This is a genomic window from Pedobacter sp., from assembly GCF_045627485.1.
Classification (GTDB): domain Bacteria; phylum Bacteroidota; class Bacteroidia; order Sphingobacteriales; family Sphingobacteriaceae; genus Pedobacter.
The window spans coordinates 1-21,477 of record NZ_JAZQNU010000205.1; the positions used below are offsets into that span (position 1 = coordinate 1).

Genomic DNA, 21,477 nt, shown 5'->3' on the forward strand with positions numbered 1-21,477 from the left:
TTTTTTCCAATAATACCTGACATTTTCTGTTTTAAATTTAACACCCATCGAAGCAGTAGGGCTTCGTTCAAGGTGGATATACTTTCCCGTTAAGGGAGGGCAAAAATAAGAAAGAAATCTTAATTTTCAAACAGTTAGCGAATTAATTTTCAAATAAGTCAAAAATGTTCTTTACTGACACAGGAATGCCAGAGTGGCAAAATATTGATTACCCAACTAATTTATTACTTAAACTGAATAGAATTACACTGAGTACAATTAATCCAATCAGTACATACAGGTAATCTCTTTCTATCAGGAAACTAAAAACCGAAAAGACTATCCGGGTAATTGGTGTGAAAATTAATAATATGGTGCCCAGCTGAATGATCGCCTTGCCATCCATCACTTTTAAACCTGCTATGATAGGCTCTAACGCGGCATAGTGTGCATCAGGAACAAACTCACTATAATTCACATTAACATCATGATAGCCAAACAAATAAATAAAACCACCTATCAAAACCACAGACATTGATAAAATAACCCCCACACGAAGCAGCGTCCCCAAAATAAATTGCACATCTTCTTGTGCCGGATTATTTTTATCTACTATTTTCATAAATTTCCTGATAAGCCGTTATATATCATTTGAAAAGCAAGAAACACCACCACTATTGCAAAAATAAGCTTTAATTTATCAGTATTGGTTTTAACAAGAATCTTCGACCCCAGCGTTGCGCCACACAGCACGCCTACGGTTACAGGCATGGCAATTCCAGGATCAATCTGTCCCCTGTGGAGATATACTACCGCACTAGCCGCCGCAGTAACCCCCATCATAAAATTACTAGTGGTGGTTGAAACTTTAAAGGGCAAACGCATTATATTATCCATAGCCAACACTTTTAGTGCGCCAGAGCCAATACCAAGTAAACCAGAAATGATGCCTGCGAAAAACATCATCGCAAAACCACCAACAACATTATGTACGGCGTAATGTTTAACACCCTCGGCTGTTGGATAACTTCCATTAAGCTTAAAAAAGGTAGCTAATTTTCCACTCGTATCATCATCAGACCGATCCACCTTTTTCCGAACCATCATCACAGCTGAAAGCAGCAAAATCAAACCAAAAACAACAGCAATATAACTGGGATTAATATACATGGTTATTACAGCGCCAAAAATGGCACTCACCGTGGTGGCAATCTCCAGAAACATCCCAATACGAATGTTGGTAATGCCTTCTTTAACATAAGCAGCAGCCGAGCCTGAAGACGTGGCGATAACCGATACAATAGAAGCGCCAATGGCATAGTGGATGTCAACACCTAAAACCAATGTTAATAAGGGAATGATAATCACGCCACCACCCAAACCAGTTAAAGAACCAACCAGTCCGGCAAGGAATGCACCGACCAAAACAATTAGTGTGAAAAGGAGAACAGACATCGCCACAAATATACCATCTGTAAGCAGAACACAATAAAATTAAGTTTTTAATGTTAAATTAACAGAATTACATCGATAAGGTGGAGCGAAACAGCTTTATCAAGGTCAAAAACACACTATGTTAATGAAAAAATTTATACTTAAAACAATGGCACTGTTGTGCTTCGCCTTGCTGGCAAACTCCAGTATGGCCCAGGACACCGCTAAAGCAGATCCTTCCCTAAAAGGCCAGTACCAGCTAATGCTGAGTAAATCAAGAACCCTTGATGGCTATAAACTCGTCAACCCTACCCGTTTAGCTGATTTTTGGAAAAATGTACGTGATACCATCAACACGGAGCGTAAAGACTTGACAAGCGCCAGAATAAAAATAAGCGAACAACAAAAAAGCATAAATGAATTGCAGGCACAGATCCAGGGAAAAGATACAGCCCTAAGCTCTTCTAATGCTAAGTTAAACGAAATCACATTTTTAGGCATATCCTTTAGCAAGAGTACATATAATACAATTGTATGGACGCTGATTATCATTTTAGGTTTGGCCCTGGCCATCCTGATCTTTCGCTCAATCAAACTAGCGCACGAAGCAAAATACCGTTCAGATTTATATAATGAGATCGCTACTGAATACCAGAATTATAAGGTAAAGGCTAATGATAAAGAAAAGAAACTCGCCCGGGAACTGCAGGACGAACGTAATAAATTTGAAGAGTTTCGGAGTACAGGTCGGAAATAAAAACAACCCCCAATAAAAAAGGGCCTTTGCAAATGCAAAGGCCCTTTTTACTTACATAAAATCATTAAACTTTGATTTCAACTTCAACACCACTAGGTAATTCAAGTTTCATCAAGGCATCAACTGTTTTAGAGTTAGAACTATAAATATCTAACAAACGTTTGTATGCACATAATTGAAATTGCTCTCTTGCTTTTTTGTTCACGTGTGGTGAACGCAAAACAGTAAAGATTTTCTTTTCTGTTGGCAAAGGGATTGGTCCGCTTACCACTGCACCCGTAGGCTTAACAGTTTTTACAATTTTCTCAGCAGATTTATCTACCAAGTTATAATCGTAAGATTTTAATTTGATTCTGATTCTTTGGCTCATGATAGTTGTTTTAAAGCTGCCTGTTAGAGCTATTAATAACAGGCAGCTGATTATTTATTTTAGTTAATCTCCCGATTTAACTCTTCCTTTTGCTTTTGCAATCACTTCTTCCTGAACATTCCTTGGAGCTGGCTCATAGTGATCAAACTCCATTGTAGATGTTGCACGGCCAGAAGTAATGGTACGTAATTGCGTTACATAACCAAACATCTCTGAAAGTGGTACTAATGCTTTAATAACTTGAGCACCATTACGTGAGTCCATACCTTGCAGCTGGCCACGACGACGGTTTAAGTCACCCATAACATCACCCATGTTTTCTTCCGGTGTAAGCACTTCAATTTTCATGATTGGCTCCATTAATACCGGCTTACATTTTGGTAATGCTTCACGGAAAGCAGAACGCGCTGCAATTTCGAATGATAATGCATCTGAATCGACTGCGTGGAAAGATCCGTCAATTAAACGAACTTTCATATCAGGTAGTGGATATCCGGCAATTACACCGTTAGCCATCGCTGCTGCAAAACCTTTCTCTACTGAAGGGATAAATTCACGAGGAATCGAACCACCAACAATTTCGTTAACGAATTGCAAGCCACCTTTTTCGTAATCTGGATCAATTGGCGAAATGATAACCTGAATATCAGCAAATTTACCACGACCACCTGTTTGTTTTTTGTAAGTCTCACGGTGTTGAGTAGATCCAGTGATTGCCTCTTTGTAAGCAACTTGAGGAGCTCCCTGATTAACCTCCACTTTAAACTCACGTTTTAAACGGTCAATCAAGATATCTAAGTGAAGCTCACCCATACCGGAAATTACAGTCTGACCAGTTTCCTGATCTGTCTGAACTCTAAATGTAGGATCTTCTTCCGCTAATTTAGCTAAGCCCATTCCTAATTTATCAACGTCAGCCTGAGTTTTAGGCTCAATCGCTAAACCGATAACCGGCTCAGGGAAATTCATTGATTCAAGAATGATTGGGTTTTTCTCATCACAAAGCGTATCACCTGTTTTGATATCTTTAAAGCCTACTACCGCAGCAATATCACCAGCTCCTACGTTAGGAATTGGGTTTTGCTTGTTAGCATGCATTTGGAAAATACGTGAAATACGTTCTTTACCTTCAGAACGTGCATTGTACACATATGAACCTGCTTCTAGGTTACCAGAATAAACACGGATAAAGCACAAACGACCAACGAAAGGATCTGTTGCAATTTTAAAAGCTAAAGCTGCAAACGGCTCTTTTTCACTTGGTTGACGAGTAACTTCTTCACCTGTTTCAGGATTAGTACCTGTGATACCGTCTACATCCATAGGCGATGGCAATAATTCCATCACATAATCAAGCATAGTTTGAACACCTTTGTTTTTGAAAGATGAACCACATACCATAGGAACAATTTTAGCATCTAATACTGCTTTGCGTAAAGCGTCTAAAACTTCACGCTCAGTGATAGTATCTGGTGCATCGAAAAATTTCTCCATCAATGACTCATCGTAATCAGCCACTGACTCAAGTAATTTCTCTCTCCATTCTGCAACCTCATCTATCATATCTTCAGGAATCGGCACTTCAGTAAAGGTCATCCCTTTATCATGCTCGTTCCAAATGATACCACGGTTGTTAATTAAATCAACAACACCTTTGAATCCGTCTTCAGAACCGATAGGTAACTGCAATGGAACTGCATTGCTACCTAACATATCTTTAACTTGCTTAACAACTTTTAAAAAGTCAGCACCTGAACGATCCATTTTGTTAACAAAACCGATACGTGGTACATTGTAGTTGTTAGCTAAACGCCAGTTGGTTTCAGATTGTGGCTCAACACCATCAACTGCTGAAAACAAAAACACTAATCCATCCAATACACGTAATGAACGATTAACCTCTACGGTAAAATCTACGTGTCCTGGAGTATCAATAACGTTTACATGATATTTATGACCTCTGTAATTCCAATTTACTGTTGTAGCAGCCGAAGTAATGGTAATACCACGCTCCTGCTCTTGTGCCATCCAGTCCATGGTTGCTGCACCTTCGTGCACCTCACCAAGTTTGTGACTAACACCAGCATAATATAGAATACGCTCTGTTGTTGTGGTTTTACCCGCATCGATGTGAGCCGCAATACCTATGTTTCTTGTGTATTTTAAATCTCTTGACATTATATTATGATTCTATAATTTAGAAACGGAAATGAGAGAACGCTTTGTTAGCCTCAGCCATTTTATGCGTATCTTCTTTTTTCTTAACTGCTGCACCTTCACCTTTAGCTGCTGAAACAATTTCACCTGCTAATTTTTCTTTCATGGTTTTTTCACCACGTTTACGAGCGTAAGAAATTAACCATTTCATGCCTAAAGCAATTTTACGGTCTGGTCTTACTTCTGTTGGCACCTGGAAGTTTGCACCACCTACACGACGAGATTTAACCTCTACTGCAGGCATAACGTTGTTTAATGCACGTTTCCATATTTCTAATCCATTTTCACCAACTTTTTTTTCTGCCAATTCAACAGCATCATAAAAAATTGAATAAGCAATAGATTTTTTTCCGTCAAACATCATATTGTTTACAAAACGGGTCACCTGAACATCGTTAAATTTTGGATCAGGAAGGATAATTCTCTTTTTTGGTTTCGACTTTCTCATTTTTGTTCCTCCTAATTATTTCTTTTTACCTTTTGTTGGTGCCGCTGCTGCTTGTCCTGGTTTAGGACGTTTAGTGCCATATTTTGAACGACGTTGGTTACGACCTGCTACGCCTGAAGTATCTAATGCACCACGAATGATGTGGTAACGTACTCCCGGTAAATCTTTAACACGACCACCACGGATCAATACAATCGAGTGCTCTTGTAAATTGTGTCCTTCACCAGGAATATAGGCATTCACCTCTTTTCCATTGGTTAAACGTACACGAGCAACTTTACGCATTGCTGAGTTTGGTTTTTTAGGGGTAGTGGTATATACACGTGTACATACACCTCTTCGCTGTGGACAACTGTCCAACGCCGGAGACTTACTCTTGAACTCCAGTGCTACTCTACCTTTTCTAACTAATTGTTGAATGGTTGGCATTGTTTTTTGTTTTTCTATTAATGTTTAAAAACTTTACCCCTAATAAAGGGATTGCAAAGGTATGAGAATACATTGTATAAATCAAGCACTTAACAATAAAATGTTGATACATGAAAACATCCCTTTGCCATGACGGCTTTTGCAACCCTCATATGGGCTTTAATGGAAGGTATTTAAATATAATTTTTCTACTTTTTTACGTGCCCAGTCAGTTTTACGTAAAAACTTTAAACTGGAATTCATTGTCGGGTTGTTATTAAAACAATCAATACGCACCAGCTTACCCATTTCCTCCCAGCCATAATGCCACACCAGTTGTTTTAATATAAACTCCAGTGTCTTCCCGTGCAAGGGGTTGTTCCGCTGTTCCGCAGGCTTTTCCATAGTGTAAAATTAGAAAGATATCGTTAAATTTGAGCTATGCAAGTAAAATTAGGCGACTTTGTTCGTTTCGTAGACGAAAATATAGAAGGATATGTTACCAGGATTATTGATAAAGATATGATCGGTGTAACTGACACTAACGACTTCGAAATCCCGGTAATGGCCACGAAGGTTACCCTGGTACATGGCGATATGCCCGAAGCCAGTGAAATGGTACACAACCGAAGCCAGGCAGTGGTTCCTGCGGCAGAATTTATTACAGAAGGGGTTTATCTGGGATTAGTTAGCGATCAGCATAGTCAGGTAATCGCGCATTTCCACTTTGTAAATGAAACTTCCTATCAGTTTCTGTTAAGCTTAACTACCGAAAAGGGCGACCGTTTCAAAGGTGAATTTGCTGGTATCGTACCCCCGCATTCAGCTGTAAAAATATTTTCCGCCAATATGGGCGATATCCAGTTATGGCCTAAATTTATCCTGGAAGCGTTATATTTCACCCCAGCTAATGTGGCACCAAAAGATCCACTGCTATATAAGGAACAAATTAAAGGCAAAGACCTTTCAGTAGCAAAAACGGAAATAGCCTTATTAAAACAAAAAGGCTGGTTAATTCGTCTGGATACCCCTGCCCCTGTATTGGATGCTCAAAAATTAAAAGAGAGCTTTTTCAAGTAAAAATTATGGAGTCATTTTGGATTCGGTCTAGCTATATTTCCTCTTTATCATGTTATGTATTATAATAGCAGATATCCAGGAAATATAGTGCTTACTTGCCTCAAGATTACCGGATTCCTTCCAGCGTCGGTATTACTTTCGTAATATTTCCTGCGGCGTCAAACTCCAGTTTATCAATACATACTTCACGGTGGTACCCCGCAGCGTCTCCCATTTTTATACCATGCGGCACAGCAAATCGATGATATACAATGTACCAATCGTCTGTTCCGGGTACTTGGATCACACTGTTATGTCCGGTACCATATATCCCTTTCTCCGGGTGCTTGCTTAAAATCAGGTTATTCTCTGCAATTTTGATCTTTCCTAAGGGCGAATCCGAAGTCCCATACCTTACCCGGTAATCTTCGCTGCGCGTATCGTTCTCCGACCACATGAAATAATATTTGCCTTTGCGGTAAAATACCTCCGCCCCTTCTCTAAAGGTTTTATCGGGTGTAATAATATTTAATGTCGATAGATCAATTGAAATCATGTCTGGCTTAAGCAGGACTGCCGCCAGGTAGCCGTTTCCCCAATACAGGTAACTTTTTCCCGAAACCGGGTCAGTAAACACATCCGGATCTATTTCTTGTCCACCTTTAATACCTGCTGGTTTATCTGCAATCAATGGTTTGCCGCTATCTTTAAATGGCCCTGTCGGATGTTCAGCTACGGCTACCCCAATTTTCTGTGCCGCCGTATAATAGTAATAGTACTTGTATTTTCCCTTTACCTTTTTCTCGGTAATGGTAGGTGCCCAGGCATTTCTATTCGCCCAGCTCACCTGCTCGGGTAAATTAAGGATCAGCCCTTCGTCTTTCCAGTTTTTTAAATCGGGCGAAGAAAAGGTTTTGAAATAAGTTCCAGCCCAGCCAGTGAAACCATCACTGGTAGGGTACAGATAATATAACCCTGTTTTCTTTGCATATATAATTTCCGGATCGGCGTAGAAACCTTTTAAAACCGGGTTGTGTTCACTTGATTTTGCCAGGGGTTGAACCGGACTTTTAAAACTACCCAGGGTATCCCAGTATTTGGTTAATCGAGCAGCTTCATCTTTCGTCACCGCCATCACTGTACCATGACGAGGTTGGAAATCCATACTTACCTTTTGGTCAATCACCTTAAAGTTCTCCAGGTCATCGCTTTCCGTAAACTGGTAACGTCCCTTGGTATACACATCATACATTAAAATGTATTTGCCATCATGGTGCTTGAAAATGCCTGCTCCTTCTACAGGATCGGTGGTTTGCTGCAGATATTTGTCTTGGGCAACATATCCGGATGTTAATTTAGAGGACACCGCTTTTTTAATGCCCTTGCCCGAACCTTCTGTTTTGTAAAACAAATGGTATTTTCCATCCTTAAAAATAATGTCGCCGTCAATGCAAGCTTTTTTATCCGGACTAAAAAACAACTGTTTAGGCGCTGTCTCCAAACCGCTAAAGTCTTTATTGGCATAGGCATAATAAATGATATCCTCGCCCTCACCAAAACGCATAGACCAGTATAACATGTACTTTTTAACTTTCTTGTCGTATATGGTCTGTGGTGCCCATACGCGGTTGGCCTCCTTAAATTTAGCAAAAGTCTCCGGTACATTAACCTGGTGTGCATCCCAATGGATAAGGTCAGTAGACTTCATCATCACCAAACCATGGTTTGGGCCCCAGCCATATTTTGCTACCTGCATGTCAGTGGCCACCATGTAGACTGTTTTGCCGTCTTCACCGCGCAAAATATGAGGATCGCGCACGCCACCAGTTACACTAATGGCTTCTGTGTTTAACACTGGCTCATTGTTATTTAAAGCTTTATACGAATACCCATCGTCGCTTAATGCAAAACGAATGGCTTCCTTGGCAGGCCCGTTACCGGTAAAATAAGCAAAAAGGTATGCTGATTTATCAGTAGTTTGGGCTTTAGCATTTAATGTAAATAGTACAGAACTAAACAACGTGGCAACTGCAACACATGCATAAACAAACGAAATTCTCTTCATGTTATTTGTTCTTTACGTTAAATGCCTCATATCTTTTCATCGCTTCTACATAGTAGTAATCCGCATAGGTAAGTGGCTGATCTACCTCTGTATTTTCAGGAATGTGACCTACACTGTGTTGTAAAATGAAACCCGCATTGGTGCCCGGAAGTGATTGATAAGGGGCACCTGATAAGCTTTTCAACATCTGTTCAGCGTTGCTGAAATAAAACTGACCAGTCTTGCGGTCTGCATATTTGGCCAGTTCAAATAAACCCGACGACATAATGGCCGCTGCAGAAACGTCGCGTAAGGCATTCGGAATATTTGGTGCGTTAAAATCCCAGTAAGCCACTTTATCTTTAGGCATGTTTGGGTGTTTCAACACAAACGAAGCAATCTGATTAGCCATATCTAAATAGATCTTCTCTTTGGTTTCACGGTACATCACCGTATAACCATACAGGCCCCATGCTTGGCCCCGTGCCCATGCCGACTCATCAGCATAACCCTGAGCAGTATGTTTCTTTTGCACTTCACCTGTTTTCGGGTGATAGTTAACCACATGGTAAGAACTGTTATCCGGACGGAAGTGATTTTTCATCGTAGTATTGGCATGTGTTACCGCAATGTTATAATAACTGGAGTCGCCGGTTTCGCGGGTAGCCCAGAACAGCAGCTCCAGGTTCATCATATTATCAATGATCACCAGGAAGTCGCCCTCCTTGCTATCCCACGATTTGATGCAGCCTATTTTCGGATCAAACCGGGAGGCCAAAGACCTGGCACTGTTCAACAAGATCTGTTTATATTCTGGTTTAGGAGCGATATCCAGTGCATTACCGAAACTGCAAAACATCATAAAACCCAAATCGTGGGTAGTGGTGTTATACTGCTCTTTTTCCAGGTGGGCCAGCATACGCTGTGCTTCCGTTAACAAAGCCTGATCTTTTGTTTTTTCATGCAGATAAAGTAAGGTACCCGGGTAAAAACCACTCACCCACCACCCCGAACCACTGGTTTCCAGTTTCTTTGTTTTGTTGCTGAAGGTTTTTGGAAATCGGTCGCCTTCCAGCTGCTTCATCATGATCTTATATTGATCGGCTGCTTTTACATAATTAGTTTTAATCGTTTTTAATAAGGGTGCACTTGTTTTAAATTCCTGTGCCTGGCCCCCTAAACCAAAAAACAACAGTCCCGTTGCCGCTAACCATTTGATGCTCTTCATAAGATTTTTTTTACTTCTAGTTAAATTGATAAGATAATACCTGTACGGGTGTAGGGCCAACTTCTGCCTTTCCTTCCCCGTCTACCTGCACTACCTTTTGTACAAAGAGATTCAAGATCCCTTTATTCTTCCATAGTTCTGTATCATAACTGGGTTCCCATGAACCCACACTTTCTGTGGTTAGGTCTCTCACTTCCCATTTTGCCTGCTTCAGGTCGGTGTTAATGGCTACAGAAACTTTCTCCCCTCTTTCCTCGTCTCTGAAAACTAAAGCCATTGCCAATTTTCCTTTTTTTTCCCAGGCCAGTATTTGCGGTCTGCTCACTGGAATTTTTTTAGTACCTACACCACTCAGGCTAAATGGGGTTTTGCGAAACCCCAGGTTAGCGGTTTGCCAACTGGCACCATCGTGGTAAATAACCTGGTACTGTGGTACAGTTTCACCTTGTTCGCGCCAGTAAGTAGCGATAAAAGGTCGACCCTGCGCATCTGCAAACATCGAGGTCTGGTTAATTAGTTCACTTTGTTGAGGTATCTTCCGTACACATTCTGCAGTCGCCAGGGTAATGGGTAAAGCATACTTTTCTCCTGTAGATTTTTCCCAGGTTAGGCCTCCATCCTTCGAACGGGCATAGGCCATGTCATGGTTGCTGGCTACATCGGCACTTTCCCGCCATACCCAGCTCAGGTGTATGGTTCCACGCGTATCAACCGCCATCTGCCAGTAGGCATTTCTTTTACCTTCGCCGCTGATCAAGCCATCCTGTACCTGTTTCCATTTCTTGGTTTTAATATCGTAGTGGTTCATCATCAGGTTGCCGTTGCCAGAGGCACCATCACGGTAAAGGAACAGCAGGTTGCCATCAGCCAAAGTATAAAATTCAGGGTAAGTAACGTTCGTTTCTTTTAATCCGGTCATATTGGTTTTTGGTCCCATATCCAGGCTTCCGGATTTCAATGATTTAGCATAGGTTAACGCGTTACCATGGTGATCCCAGGAGATGTGAAGGTAACCGTCACCATCAACAATCAGGCTGATGGAGCGGTGTGCATCCTCGGCATGGCCAAAATAAGGTGTTTTTTTAATCGTCCAGCGTTGCTGACCGAGTTTGCGGGTTCCCAGTACGACTTGTTTTTGTTGATCGTAGTAGGCAATATATTGTTTACCAGCCCAGCTGGCAATGGAATTCTTTCTAAAAATAACCGCATTAACCGAATTGCCGGCCCAACCTTCGCCAACAGTGGTCAGCTGAGCAGATGAGGGCATAGCATAGCCAATAAGCAATAAGAGCCAGATGCGGCACAAAAAATACTTCATGTTTAATTATCTATACTGTGATCGATTGGTATGGCATGCCCATTCCAGATTTTACGTTGGGTCCAGTCTTCATCAGCACCGGTCCATAACTCATCTGTAGGTGTAAGTCCTAAAATAAGAAATCCCTGACTACATAGGTATAGACTGCCTGTAGAAATGTAAGATTCACCAATACTTGGCTGGTGGCCATAAAAGCCGATTTGTAACCATCCCTTTTCATCGAAGGTACCTGGTGCTTCCAGCTGTTTCTTAATCACGGTATACAGTGCAGCACGCACTTGTTGTGGTTTAACCTCCGAAGGTAATTTCTTTAATAAAGCCATTTGCGCCAGGGATTGGAATGCCCCGAATCGGTAAGCCAGCGAACGTCCTATGGGCGGATAGGTGCCATCTGGAGAAATCAGCCGCTCTTGTACCCCTGAGTACCTGGTGGCGCGTCTTAAGACCTCGGCATATAATTTTTTCTCGTTACCTGTGGTCTCTAGAATCTCAATCAGCATCGGTTGTATCACGAAACTGTTGTAATAATCCCAGTGGAAATTTTCTCCATCGCCATAGGCCCCATCGCCTTTATACCATTGCATATGCTGTTTTACGGCATAGTCTATGCGCATTTGATCGGCAGCGCCGTCAAACTTCAACAACGCTGCTTCTACCATGGCGCTAAATAGCAACCAGTTGCTGGTATAAGGTCTGATGACCCTTGAAGACTTGAGTTCGCGGATAATATTGGTTTTGGTTTGTTGATCCAGTGGATCCCACAATTGAGTAGGCGCCCGCAAAAGGGCTTGTGCTAAAAAGGCAGCGTCAACCAATGGCTGACCGCCTTTATTAAAATTCATATAGTCAGCTGCCTTAGGATTGGTGGCATTGTCTAACCCTTTTAAAGCTAATCGGATATATTTTTGTCGCAACTTTCCTTCTGGTGTATCATCAGCACCCAATTCTAACCATGGGGCCATGCCCGACAGTAACCTTCCGAAAGCTTCCAGGTAAGTTACTTGTTTTCTTCCTTCCAATGCCCCTTCTACACATTCCACGGGCATGGTCTTCTTTAATTCATTTTTACTTAACGCTACCAGAACCGGGTCTGCAATTTTCACCAACGAGTTAACTAAATATGATCTTTCTGCTTGTGCCACTTTATTATTATTGTCAGAACTAGGGTTTTGGGCTTGCGCAAAACAGGTAACACCTGTCATTAAAAATATAAAAGCTATAATTCTCATCTATCGTTGTTTTTCCATTGCATTATAAACATTATTCAGTGCATACTGGTGCTGGTAGCGTATCGGTATCGTTACATCTAATTAATATCCAGGATTTTGTTCCAAAACAGCGTCCTTATTCAACTGAATTTCGCGTAACGGAATTGGCAATAACAAATTTTTAGCTGTTAAACCAACTGTTGGTTTTTGCTGATCGGTAGGGTTTAACCTTAAGGCTCGTTCCACTAAAGTTCCGGTACGCATCAAGGTGGTTCTTCTGTTTTCTTCACCAATCAATTCTCTGGCACGCTCATCAAGAATCAGGTTGAGGGTCACCTCGCCTGCAGTAATCTGTCCACTCGAAGGGTAATCGGCAAAAGCACGTTTACGCAATACATTTAAGGTATTTGCAGCATCTTGTAATTTCCCTTGCTTAAACTGTGCTTCTGCTAAAAGCAGGTAAGTCTCGCCTAAACGCATTAGGGTAAAATCTTTGATCATTGCATACCCGAAAGTATCATTCGGATCAAAGTGGTACCATTTGGTAATGTGTGGTGCAATGTTGAACAAGGTATCCGGACCCGCATAAGGAACGATCTTGCCGAAAGTAGCTGGTTTGGTCGGGTCGTTATAATAAAACCTTCTTTTTAAGTTATACTTAGAGTTACGGACATCGTCGCCTTTATATAAACCATAAATTACCCAGTTGCTTAACCGCAAACGACCTAAACCACGTCCACCTAATGAATCTGCCAGGGCCATACCGCTCACGTTGTGGTAGGCTACTCCCCAAACCCTTCTCTGCTGTGGATCGCCGGTAATACCACCAACCACTACGTTTGGGTTTTCCTGCTCTAAGATCCAGATGGCTTCGGTGTTACCCTGTGATCTTCTCATGTTTCCTTGCTGGAACATGTCTGAATAATGATCACCTGGTGCAGATGCTTTCACGCCATAACGTTTAGAGATCAGACTGAATTTACCGCTGTTGATAATGGCTTGCGCCTGCTGCTCAGCAAGATCTGGTTTTCCAATACGCAGGTAAACTTCACTTAACAGTTGCATGGCCATAAACTTATTGGCACGGCCGTGCATCGGTCCTTTTGAATTACTTTTTACGGCATCAATGTCTGGCAAACCTGCAATCGCCTTCTCTAAATCAGCAACAATCAAATTGTTGATATCCTGAATAGGTGCGCGCACAAAGTCGGTTTTCGGACCGGTTAAGGCGTGTTCTACCAAAGGAACACCACCAAATAAGGTCGCCAGGCTGTTATAAGCCCAGGCACGGAAAAATCTGGCTTCAGCATCCACGCTGGCTTTTCCTTTAGGACTCAAAGCTGTCATTGCCGGATCTGCAACACCATCCAAAATGATGTTAGTCAGGTTAATTAACGTGTAATTTCTGCCCCACATAAACTCTGCAGCCTGGTCTGTAGGGGTTAATAAAGTATAATTATAATAAGGAATTTCAATTCCCTGTTGGTTGTTCGTGGCGTTGGCCACATCTGTTCCCACCTGCCATACACTAACCAGTCCTTGCCAGTTACTGTTGGAATAAATTGTGGAAACATGGTTATACAAACCAACTAAAGAAGCTTCGTAACCTAAAGAATCACTTAGGGCAACCGGGGTATAAGAAGAAGGTGGTTTTTCGTCAAGGTAGCTTTTTTTGCATGCTGCTGAAAGCAGAACCACTGCTACAACGAAAGATATGCTGATGTACTTTTTCATTTTTCTGATTTTTAAAGTTGATGATTAACGTAGAGAGATATTAGCGCCAAAAACAAAGGTGCGGGTAACCGGATAGTTATTTACCCATTCGCCTGATCCTCTTGGTGCATAATCCCCTTCAGGATCCCATCCAATCCAGTTGGTAAACGTATGCAGGTTACGACCACTTGCGTAAATGGTTAAACTGCCTAAACGAAGTTTCTCTAAGGTTTTTGCACCAAATACATAACTTAAGGTTACATCTTTAATTCTGGTATAAGCGCCGTCTGAAGCATAACCATACCCTCTGGTGTTATTGTAAGACAAGGCAGGACGAGAATTATTTCCATTCGTTGGTGTCCAGTATCCTACTTCTGCTGGTGTATTCCTTTTACCCGTTTCATCACTGTAATTTAAATCGTTGTTATTTTTTGTCATGCCCTGTGCCGTTTGAATGAAAATATTCAGGTGCAGATTTTTGTAATGGAAAGTATTGGTTAAACCACCTGTCCATTTAGGAGCGCGTTGTCCCAATACTTCGCGGTCACCGTCGGCGGTGATGATACCATCACCATTGATGTCGGCAAATTTTAAATCACCTGGCTTTGCACCCGGATCTTGATTTGACGGATCTTCGCCAGTCTGCCATACACCTTCCAAACGATAATCATAAACTACACTAATGGGTTGGCCAATAAACCAACGGTTACCAAGGTCACTTTTCTTGTCGCCATATAAGTCAATCAGTTTATTTCTATTCGTTGAAAAGTTGAAGCTACTTTCCCATTTAAAGTCTCCTTTATCAAGGTTTTTAGTGTTCAAGGTAATCTCTAATCCTTTGTTTTCCACCTCACCAAGGTTATCAAATACGTTATTGTATCCGGTAATAATCGGTAAACTTCTCAACAATAAGATATCGGTGGTCTTCGTTTTATAGGCATCTACCGATCCGGAAATACGGCTGTTAAACAAGCTAAAATCAACCCCTAAATTGGTAGAAAGCGTAGTTTCCCATAAGAGGTTTACGTTACCCAGGTTACTGGCTACCGCACCAATGGTACTCACCCCGTTGAAAGGCTGGCGAACAATCCCGTTAGTAGTAATGGTACGGTATACTGAAATGGCTTCGTTACCAGATTTACCATGGGATACCCTTAACTTCAGGTTATCAACAAATTTTACGTCTTCCATAAAATCTTCATTGCTTACGTTCCATCCGATGGCTGCAGAAGGGAAAACACCATATTTAGTGGTATTGGAACCAAAAACAGATGAACCATCACGTCTGGCAGTTAGGGTAAATAAATAACGGCTGTCGTAGGAGTAGTTGATCCTACCCATTTGGGAAACCAAACCGTAACGGTCGGCATAAGAAGCACTGGTTTGCGTTGCACCTGCACCTAAATTATTAAAGGATAATTCGTCGTTTACAAAACCTACGGCACGTGCCCTGGTTTCAATATATTTACGCTGCTGGTTACTGTATAAACCTGTGAGGTCGATATGGTGTTTGCCAAAATCTTTGGTATAGGTTAACAAGTTCTCCAGGGTGTAACTGTTGGTTTCCGAGTTAAAATTCTCTGCTGTTCCATTCAGGTCATTCGCCAAACGACCAGTGTAACTTGCGTTACGTGCCGGCAAATAAGTATAACCCGCATTTAAGCGATATTTTAAACCTTCTAAAACACCTGAAAATTTCACTTCGGCGAAAGCGTTACCATTTAAGTTTGTACTGCGTTGAATACGATCAGTTGTTAAACCTAACATCGGGTTGGTAAACAATTGCTCTGGCTGCATCGGGTGAATTTTATAGGTACCATTGGCATTGTACATTTGGCCATATGGACTCATCGCACTGGCAAACAACAGATTCGCACGTCCACCATCATAATTATTGTTGGTTAAAAACAATGAGGTACCAACCTTTAAAAAGTCCGTCACGTCAACATCTAAGTTAGACCTGATACTGGCTCTTTTGTAGTTATACCCTTTTACCACGCCTTTTTGATCGAGGTAATCACCAGATAAGAAATACTTCACATCTTCGGTTCCCCCTGAAATACTAAGATTATGATCCTGCATCACGCCAGTTTGGGTAGCTTCATCAATCCAGTCGGTAGTAATACCAGCATTGTAATTTGCCAACTCGCCAAAATTTGGTACCGGATTAATCGCAGTTTGCCCGGTCTGGGCAATCCAGTCGGCATATTTTTGCACGTATTCCGTAGCGTTTCTCGGCTTTAAGATGTGGGCCATGTTTTCCACACCTGCATAGGCATTGTAACGGATAACCGGTTTGCCGGTTGTACCTCTTTTGGTAGTAATTAAAATTACCCCGTTAGAACCATTAGTTCCATAAATTGCTACGGCAGAGGCATCTTTTAAAATTTCCACAGAAGCAATGTCATTTGGGTTAATGTCATTTAGTGATCCCCCTGTTTTGCTTAATGGAATTCCATCAACAACAACGTAAGGCCCTGTAGTGGCATTAATTGAATTTTGTCCCCTCACTAATGCTGAAGGTTGTGCACCAGGAACAGAAGAAGTCTGCGATACATTTACCCCTGCCGCGGCACCCTGGATAGCCTGCAACACATTGGTTACCGGTAATTGTGACAACCTTGATTTAGGAATTGATGTCACTGCCCCTGTAATATCCGATTTTTTTTGCGTTCCATACCCCACTACCACTACTTCATTCAGGTTCTTATCTGCTTCGTTCTCCGCCAGCTTTATGTCGAGGGTTTGCGTGTTCGCAGTAACAGGTACCGATTGCTGTGTGTAACCGATATAAGAAATTTGTAAGGTTGAGGGTGAACTTAAGGTAATGCTGAAGGCACCATTGTTGTCAGTTACGGTCCCCTGGTTGGTTCCGGCCACCTTAATGTTGGCACCAGGAATTCCCGCGCCAGTTTGATCACTTACTTTCCCTTTAATGGAAAAGGTTCCCTGGGCATAAAGGCCGTTATAGCCTGTGGCCAGGATCTGTATAAAAAGCAGCATACAGATGAGTTTTGTAAAATTTACATTCATACGGTTGGTATTATTTGGTTAGCGTGTTTTTGTACAATTAGAAATGTCAAATCAACATTTCTTAGGGTGTATTTTACGAAATACGGACAATTCATCGAACTCCGTAGGGGGTAAAGCAACATTTTGAGGGGGTATAATTGATTAATCGCTCGTTTTAGTCCTTATTGAGGTAATAGGACTTCTGAAAAGCTCTTCTATGCTTTTTAATAAAATCGGATGGATTCATCCCGAAGAGTTCAAAAAACTGCATGCGGAAATATTTAACGTCATTGATGCCCACCTGGTAGGCGGCCTCATTAACATTACAGTTACTGTGGATTAACAGTTCCGCAGCCTTCCTTAAACGCACAAACCTGATGAAGCGGTTAACGGAATGCCCGGTTATAGACTTGATCTTTTTCAGCAGCGTCGAATAACTCATGCCCATTTCCACGGATATTTTCTTTACATCGAAATCCGGGTCCAGAAGCGATGCCTCGATAATCGACATACAATGGTTCAGGAAATCGCGATGAGCAGCCGAGACCGTCCGGTTATCTGGATTTAAGGTAATCTCTTTAAAGAAGTAATGTTGCAGTTCTTCCTTGATCTTCAGGATACCATTTACCCGTGCCATCAAAAGTTCTTTATCAAAAGGTTTACTAATGAAATCTACTGCACCCACCTCTATACCTTTCAATTTAAGTTCAGGTGTGTCATCGCCTGTAAGCAGCACCACAGGAATATGGCTTAAGGAGGTATCCTGCTTAATCGCTCTGCAAAAGTCGATGCCATTTATTCCGGGCATGGTTACATCACAGATGATAATGTCTGGCTGCGATTTCTTAGCCAGCAGCATGCCCTCCTCCCCATTATCTGCCTGAATAATATGGTATTGTAATTTAAAGATTTGTTTCATGTAAGTTCTGATCTCCACATTATCGTCAATGATCATCAGGGTTTGCTTGCTGCTAATCAAACGTTCCAGCTTAACATTTTCTTCCTGCTGAACTTCCTCCAACGCCTCATCGCTTTGCACCGTGCTCAGAAATTTCTCAAGATCACCCTGCACCATAGCCAGTTGCTGTGGGGTAAAATGTTTCTGCCCTTTTGGAAGCTGGATGGAAAAGGTCATACCCCCACCCGCTGTAGCTTCATAACTTACCTGTCCGGCATGCTGTGCGACAAAGGTTTTCACCAGGTAAAGCCCAATGCCGAATCCTTTATTTAAAGCAGACGCATTCTTAACCTGGTAGAACTTGTCGAAGATCTTTCCGTCCATATCTTCGGCTACGCCCCTGCCATTATCTGCAACCTGCAAGCACACCATGGTATCTTCTTCCCACAATTTAACGTCAATTTTTCCATATTCAGGGGTAAAATTAAAAGCATTGGACAGCAAGTTAAACAAGGCTATTTCTATTTTATCACGGTCGGTGTATAATACCAGTTCATCTGTAGAACTTTCAAAAGTATAGCTGATATTTTTCAGCTTAGCCTGCTGACTGAAACAAATGAATACATCTTTGCACAGGGACACAAAATTGTGAGGAACCACATGCAGCTGGTCGTTATCACTTTCTGCCTTTCTAAACAGCAAGAGCTGATCTACCAGGCCAAGCAAACGTTTCGCATTTCTATAAATGACATTTAATTCTGAACGATCAGACTGTTCATCGCGTTTCAATAGGTCTTTTATCGGATTAATGATAAGGGTTAATGGGGTCCTGAACTCGTGAGAGATGTTAGTAAAGAAGGAAAGTTTCTTCTCATTGAGTTCCTTCTCCCGTTCCATATCCAGGTGTGCATTTGCCACGCTGCGTTTTAGCTTTTTATGACGAAGCCAGTTTAAGCGAATCAGGTAAGTTGCCGTTACCGTAATCAAGGCATAACACATGATGGCCCACCAGCGAAAATACCAGGGACTGAGTATCCTTATCATCAGCTTTTTTGGCGGAAGCCAGTTACCCTCAGTATCTGTCGATCTGATCATTAAGGTATAAGTTCCTGGGGGTAAACTGCTGTAATAGGCAGTAGTCGCCTTTCCAACGTCGTTCCAGTTTAAATCCCACCCTTCCAGGTAATAGGAATACCTTATCTTTTCGGGAAAGGAATATTCCAAAGCCACATAGTCGATGGCAAGGTTAGCCTGGTTATAGGCTACCTCCAAATATTTTAATGTCAGGCTATTGTGCACAGGAACATGATTTACTTTCAATCCGGTTACTTTCAACTCCGGCACATGGTGCTCTCGCCTAACCTTCAGCGGATCAAAACGATTAAAACCTTTAATTCCACCAAAAAGCATTTCTCCTGATGCCAGTTTCAACGCTGCATGGTAACTAAACTGGTTGCTTTGCAAACCATCCGAGGCTACATAATTCGTAAACCTGCTGGTAGTTGGATTAAAATTAGAAAGCCCTTGATAGGTGCTGACCCACAAACGTCCCAAATCGTCCTCTAAAATATTCAGAACCGAATTGTCCGGCAACCCATCTGCCATGGTAAAGCGTTTAAAGGTTTTCTTCTGCCGGTTAAACTGAAGCAAACCACCCCCTTCTGTGCCCAGCCATAGGTTCCCTTGCTTGTCTTCCTGCATCGAACGGATGGCCCTGCCTACCTCAATGAATTCATGTTTTTTACTGCGCGTGTCAATTTTAATCAGATGATTATAATCGCCGGCCCACAACGTTCCAGTACGGTCCTCCAGCATGGCGTGAATATTCATCAAACGTTTGTCAAACAAGTCAAACTGATCGGTAAGCGGATTAAAAAGATACAAGCCTCCGTCGCGGGTAGTACCTGCCCACAAACGGTTCGATGCATCTTCATATAACTTCCAAAGATTGTTCTCCAATACCTTCTTTTCCGGGTGGTAGAGGTTATAATGTTTAAAATTCCCGGTTTTTGGCTGGAAAAGGTCTATGCCACCGGCAAAGGCGGCTACCCAGATCTGGTTCTTGTGGTCCTTAACAATGTTGACAATAAAGTTGCTGCTAAGCGAACCAGGCTGGTTCACATTAGCTTTGTAATTTACATAGGTTTGCGTGTTGGTATTGTAGAAACTCAATCCCCCGCCGTCAGTGCCAATCCAAAGGTTACTGTTTTCATCTTCGGCAAAGGAGAGTACAAAATTGTCAACAAGGCTGTTCTTTTGAAGAGGATCTTTTTTGATCCATTGGAAACTTTTCTCAATATGCTCAATAATGTTAACGCCGCCTCGCAATGTTGCTACCCATTTTCTGGACTCCCGGTCTTCATAGATTCCAGATACCGCATTACTTTTCAGCAAACCTTCGCCCTCACCTGCCTGCAGATAATCCAACTTTCTGGTATCAAGGTCCATGATGTTAATGCCACCGCCATCAGTAGCAATCCACAGTTTATTTGCACTCAGCTGAATATCACCAATATTGTTATTGCTTAAGGGAACTTTTACCTGACTAAGCCGTATGCCCGCTTGCCTAACAGGGTTGTACAAATACAATCCGCCTGGCGTGCCAATCCAGATCCTGCGGTGGTTATCTTCCTTTAAACGCGTTGCCGCTTTCAGGCTTCCGTCAATCAGCTCGATTTTTTCCTTTTCCACATCGTACCTGCACAAGCCGACGTCTTTTATAAACATCCATAACCTTTCTTGCCGGTCTAACAGCAAGGTCTGTACGTGGTAGTTTATACGGTTATTATTGAAAAAAACCTGGATGGCCTTTTTGGCTTTCGCCTGATAAACCAGTAAACCGGCATCAGCGGTAGCGATGTACATATCTCCGCCTGACCCCGCCTGCAAACTGTTGATATTGAAACTGATCTCTTGTGTTTTGCCAGCTGCAGTTTGGTACAGTACAGGAACAAATTTAGCTTTGTCAGCCTCATGAATCACCACCCCCTTTTGGGTACCTACCCATAGTTGCCCGGCACGATCCTCAGTGATGCCCGTAATATGGTTGCTCGGTAGCGAACTGTTGTCTCCCCAAATGCTGTTGAAATGAACAAAATTAGAACCGTCATACCGGTTTAACCCATTATAGGTGCCAAACCACATAAAGCCTTCCCGATCCTGGAAAATAGCATTAACAGCGTTATTAGACAAGCCATGCTCAATGCCTAAATATTTAATAGGCGGATTGGCAAAACTATACGTCTTTAACGTAAGGAAAATAAGTAAGGCAGGCAGGAAACTTCGCAATGTATAATGACGATTTAGTTCATTACGTGACTAAATTTAACGACTTCATACCGATGTTTCACGGTATGAAGTCGTTATTTAGTAAAAGCTACATAA

The 21,477-nt window shown here is 41.9% G+C and carries 16 protein-coding genes; 2 read left to right on the forward strand and 14 right to left on the reverse strand.

All coding sequences use genetic code 11. The features are described from left to right. Positions 1 to 208 precede the first annotated feature (208 nt). Both ACR2F3_RS16015 and ACR2F3_RS16020 read right to left on the reverse strand, forming a co-directional pair. On the reverse strand, positions 209 to 601 hold the full coding sequence (locus tag ACR2F3_RS16015; RefSeq protein WP_432710995.1) for a DUF1634 domain-containing protein: 393 nt from the start codon (positions 599 to 601) through the stop codon (positions 209 to 211). Further along, positions 598 to 1,434 carry a sulfite exporter TauE/SafE family protein gene (locus ACR2F3_RS16020; RefSeq protein ID WP_432710996.1) on the reverse strand — a complete coding sequence of 279 codons (837 nt, stop codon included), beginning with the start codon at positions 1,432 to 1,434 and terminating at the stop codon, positions 598 to 600. Before ACR2F3_RS16020 ends, ACR2F3_RS16015 begins: the two co-directional genes overlap by 4 nt. A gap of 124 nt (positions 1,435 to 1,558) precedes the next feature. On the opposite strand from ACR2F3_RS16020, the gene ACR2F3_RS16025 reads away from it, so the two are divergent. Further along, positions 1,559 to 2,170 carry a hypothetical protein gene (locus ACR2F3_RS16025; protein WP_432710997.1) on the forward strand — a complete coding sequence of 204 codons (612 nt, stop codon included), beginning with the start codon at positions 1,559 to 1,561 and terminating at the stop codon, positions 2,168 to 2,170. A 64-nt stretch (positions 2,171 to 2,234) separates the two neighbouring features. Here the strand turns inward: ACR2F3_RS16025 and rpsJ are convergent, their stop codons facing one another. The 5 genes from rpsJ to ACR2F3_RS16050 all read right to left on the reverse strand — a co-directional run bounded on the left by rpsJ (position 2,235) and on the right by ACR2F3_RS16050 (position 6,018). Next, a complete protein-coding gene (gene rpsJ, locus ACR2F3_RS16030; RefSeq protein ID WP_008244591.1) occupies positions 2,235 to 2,540 on the reverse strand; it encodes a 30S ribosomal protein S10 in 306 nt (101 codons plus the stop codon). 63 nt (positions 2,541 to 2,603) lie between these two features. Next, positions 2,604 to 4,718 (reverse strand): elongation factor G, encoded by a 2,115-nt coding sequence (gene fusA, locus ACR2F3_RS16035; RefSeq protein WP_432710998.1) that lies wholly within the window; start codon positions 4,716 to 4,718, stop codon positions 2,604 to 2,606. Positions 4,719 to 4,737: 19 nt separating this feature from the next. Then, complete coding sequence (gene rpsG / locus ACR2F3_RS16040; protein WP_432710999.1) at positions 4,738 to 5,205, reverse strand: 30S ribosomal protein S7; 468 nt, start codon at positions 5,203 to 5,205, stop codon at positions 4,738 to 4,740. A 15-nt stretch (positions 5,206 to 5,220) separates the two neighbouring features. Further along, positions 5,221 to 5,634 (reverse strand): 30S ribosomal protein S12, encoded by a 414-nt coding sequence (gene rpsL / locus ACR2F3_RS16045; protein ID WP_109926363.1) that lies wholly within the window; start codon positions 5,632 to 5,634, stop codon positions 5,221 to 5,223. Between the two features lie 159 nt (positions 5,635 to 5,793). After that, the gene (locus ACR2F3_RS16050; protein ID WP_432711000.1) at positions 5,794 to 6,018 is read right to left on the reverse strand and encodes a VF530 family DNA-binding protein; all 225 of its coding nucleotides are present in this window, start codon (positions 6,016 to 6,018) and stop codon (positions 5,794 to 5,796) included. A gap of 36 nt (positions 6,019 to 6,054) precedes the next feature. Here ACR2F3_RS16050 and ACR2F3_RS16055 point away from each other — a divergent pair, with 36 nt between their 5' ends. Next, the gene (locus ACR2F3_RS16055; protein ID WP_432711001.1) at positions 6,055 to 6,693 is read left to right on the forward strand and encodes a hypothetical protein; all 639 of its coding nucleotides are present in this window, start codon (positions 6,055 to 6,057) and stop codon (positions 6,691 to 6,693) included. 106 nt (positions 6,694 to 6,799) lie between these two features. On the opposite strand, the gene ACR2F3_RS16060 is transcribed toward ACR2F3_RS16055, so the two are convergent. The 7 genes from ACR2F3_RS16060 to ACR2F3_RS16090 form a co-directional block, all read right to left on the reverse strand. Next, complete coding sequence (locus ACR2F3_RS16060; RefSeq protein WP_432711002.1) at positions 6,800 to 8,737, reverse strand: family 43 glycosylhydrolase; 1,938 nt, start codon at positions 8,735 to 8,737, stop codon at positions 6,800 to 6,802. Between the two features lies 1 nt (position 8,738). Next, entirely contained in the window at positions 8,739 to 9,944 is a 1,206-nt protein-coding gene (locus ACR2F3_RS16065) for a glycoside hydrolase family 88 protein (protein ID WP_432711003.1), read from the reverse strand. Between the two features lie 16 nt (positions 9,945 to 9,960). Then, the gene (locus ACR2F3_RS16070; RefSeq protein WP_432711004.1) at positions 9,961 to 11,262 is read right to left on the reverse strand and encodes a BNR repeat-containing protein; all 1,302 of its coding nucleotides are present in this window, start codon (positions 11,260 to 11,262) and stop codon (positions 9,961 to 9,963) included. 2 nt (positions 11,263 to 11,264) lie between these two features. After that, a complete protein-coding gene (locus tag ACR2F3_RS16075) occupies positions 11,265 to 12,491 on the reverse strand; it encodes a DUF2264 domain-containing protein (protein WP_432711005.1) in 1,227 nt (408 codons plus the stop codon). 81 nt (positions 12,492 to 12,572) lie between these two features. Beyond that, positions 12,573 to 14,204, reverse strand: coding sequence for a RagB/SusD family nutrient uptake outer membrane protein (locus ACR2F3_RS16080; protein WP_432711006.1), 1,632 nt, complete (start codon positions 14,202 to 14,204; stop codon positions 12,573 to 12,575). Positions 14,205 to 14,228: 24 nt separating this feature from the next. Beyond that, entirely contained in the window at positions 14,229 to 17,216 is a 2,988-nt protein-coding gene (locus ACR2F3_RS16085; protein WP_432711007.1) for a SusC/RagA family TonB-linked outer membrane protein, read from the reverse strand. A gap of 154 nt (positions 17,217 to 17,370) precedes the next feature. Further along, positions 17,371 to 21,381, reverse strand: coding sequence for a hybrid sensor histidine kinase/response regulator transcription factor (locus tag ACR2F3_RS16090; protein ID WP_432711008.1), 4,011 nt, complete (start codon positions 21,379 to 21,381; stop codon positions 17,371 to 17,373). Between the last annotated feature and the right edge of the window lie 96 nt (positions 21,382 to 21,477).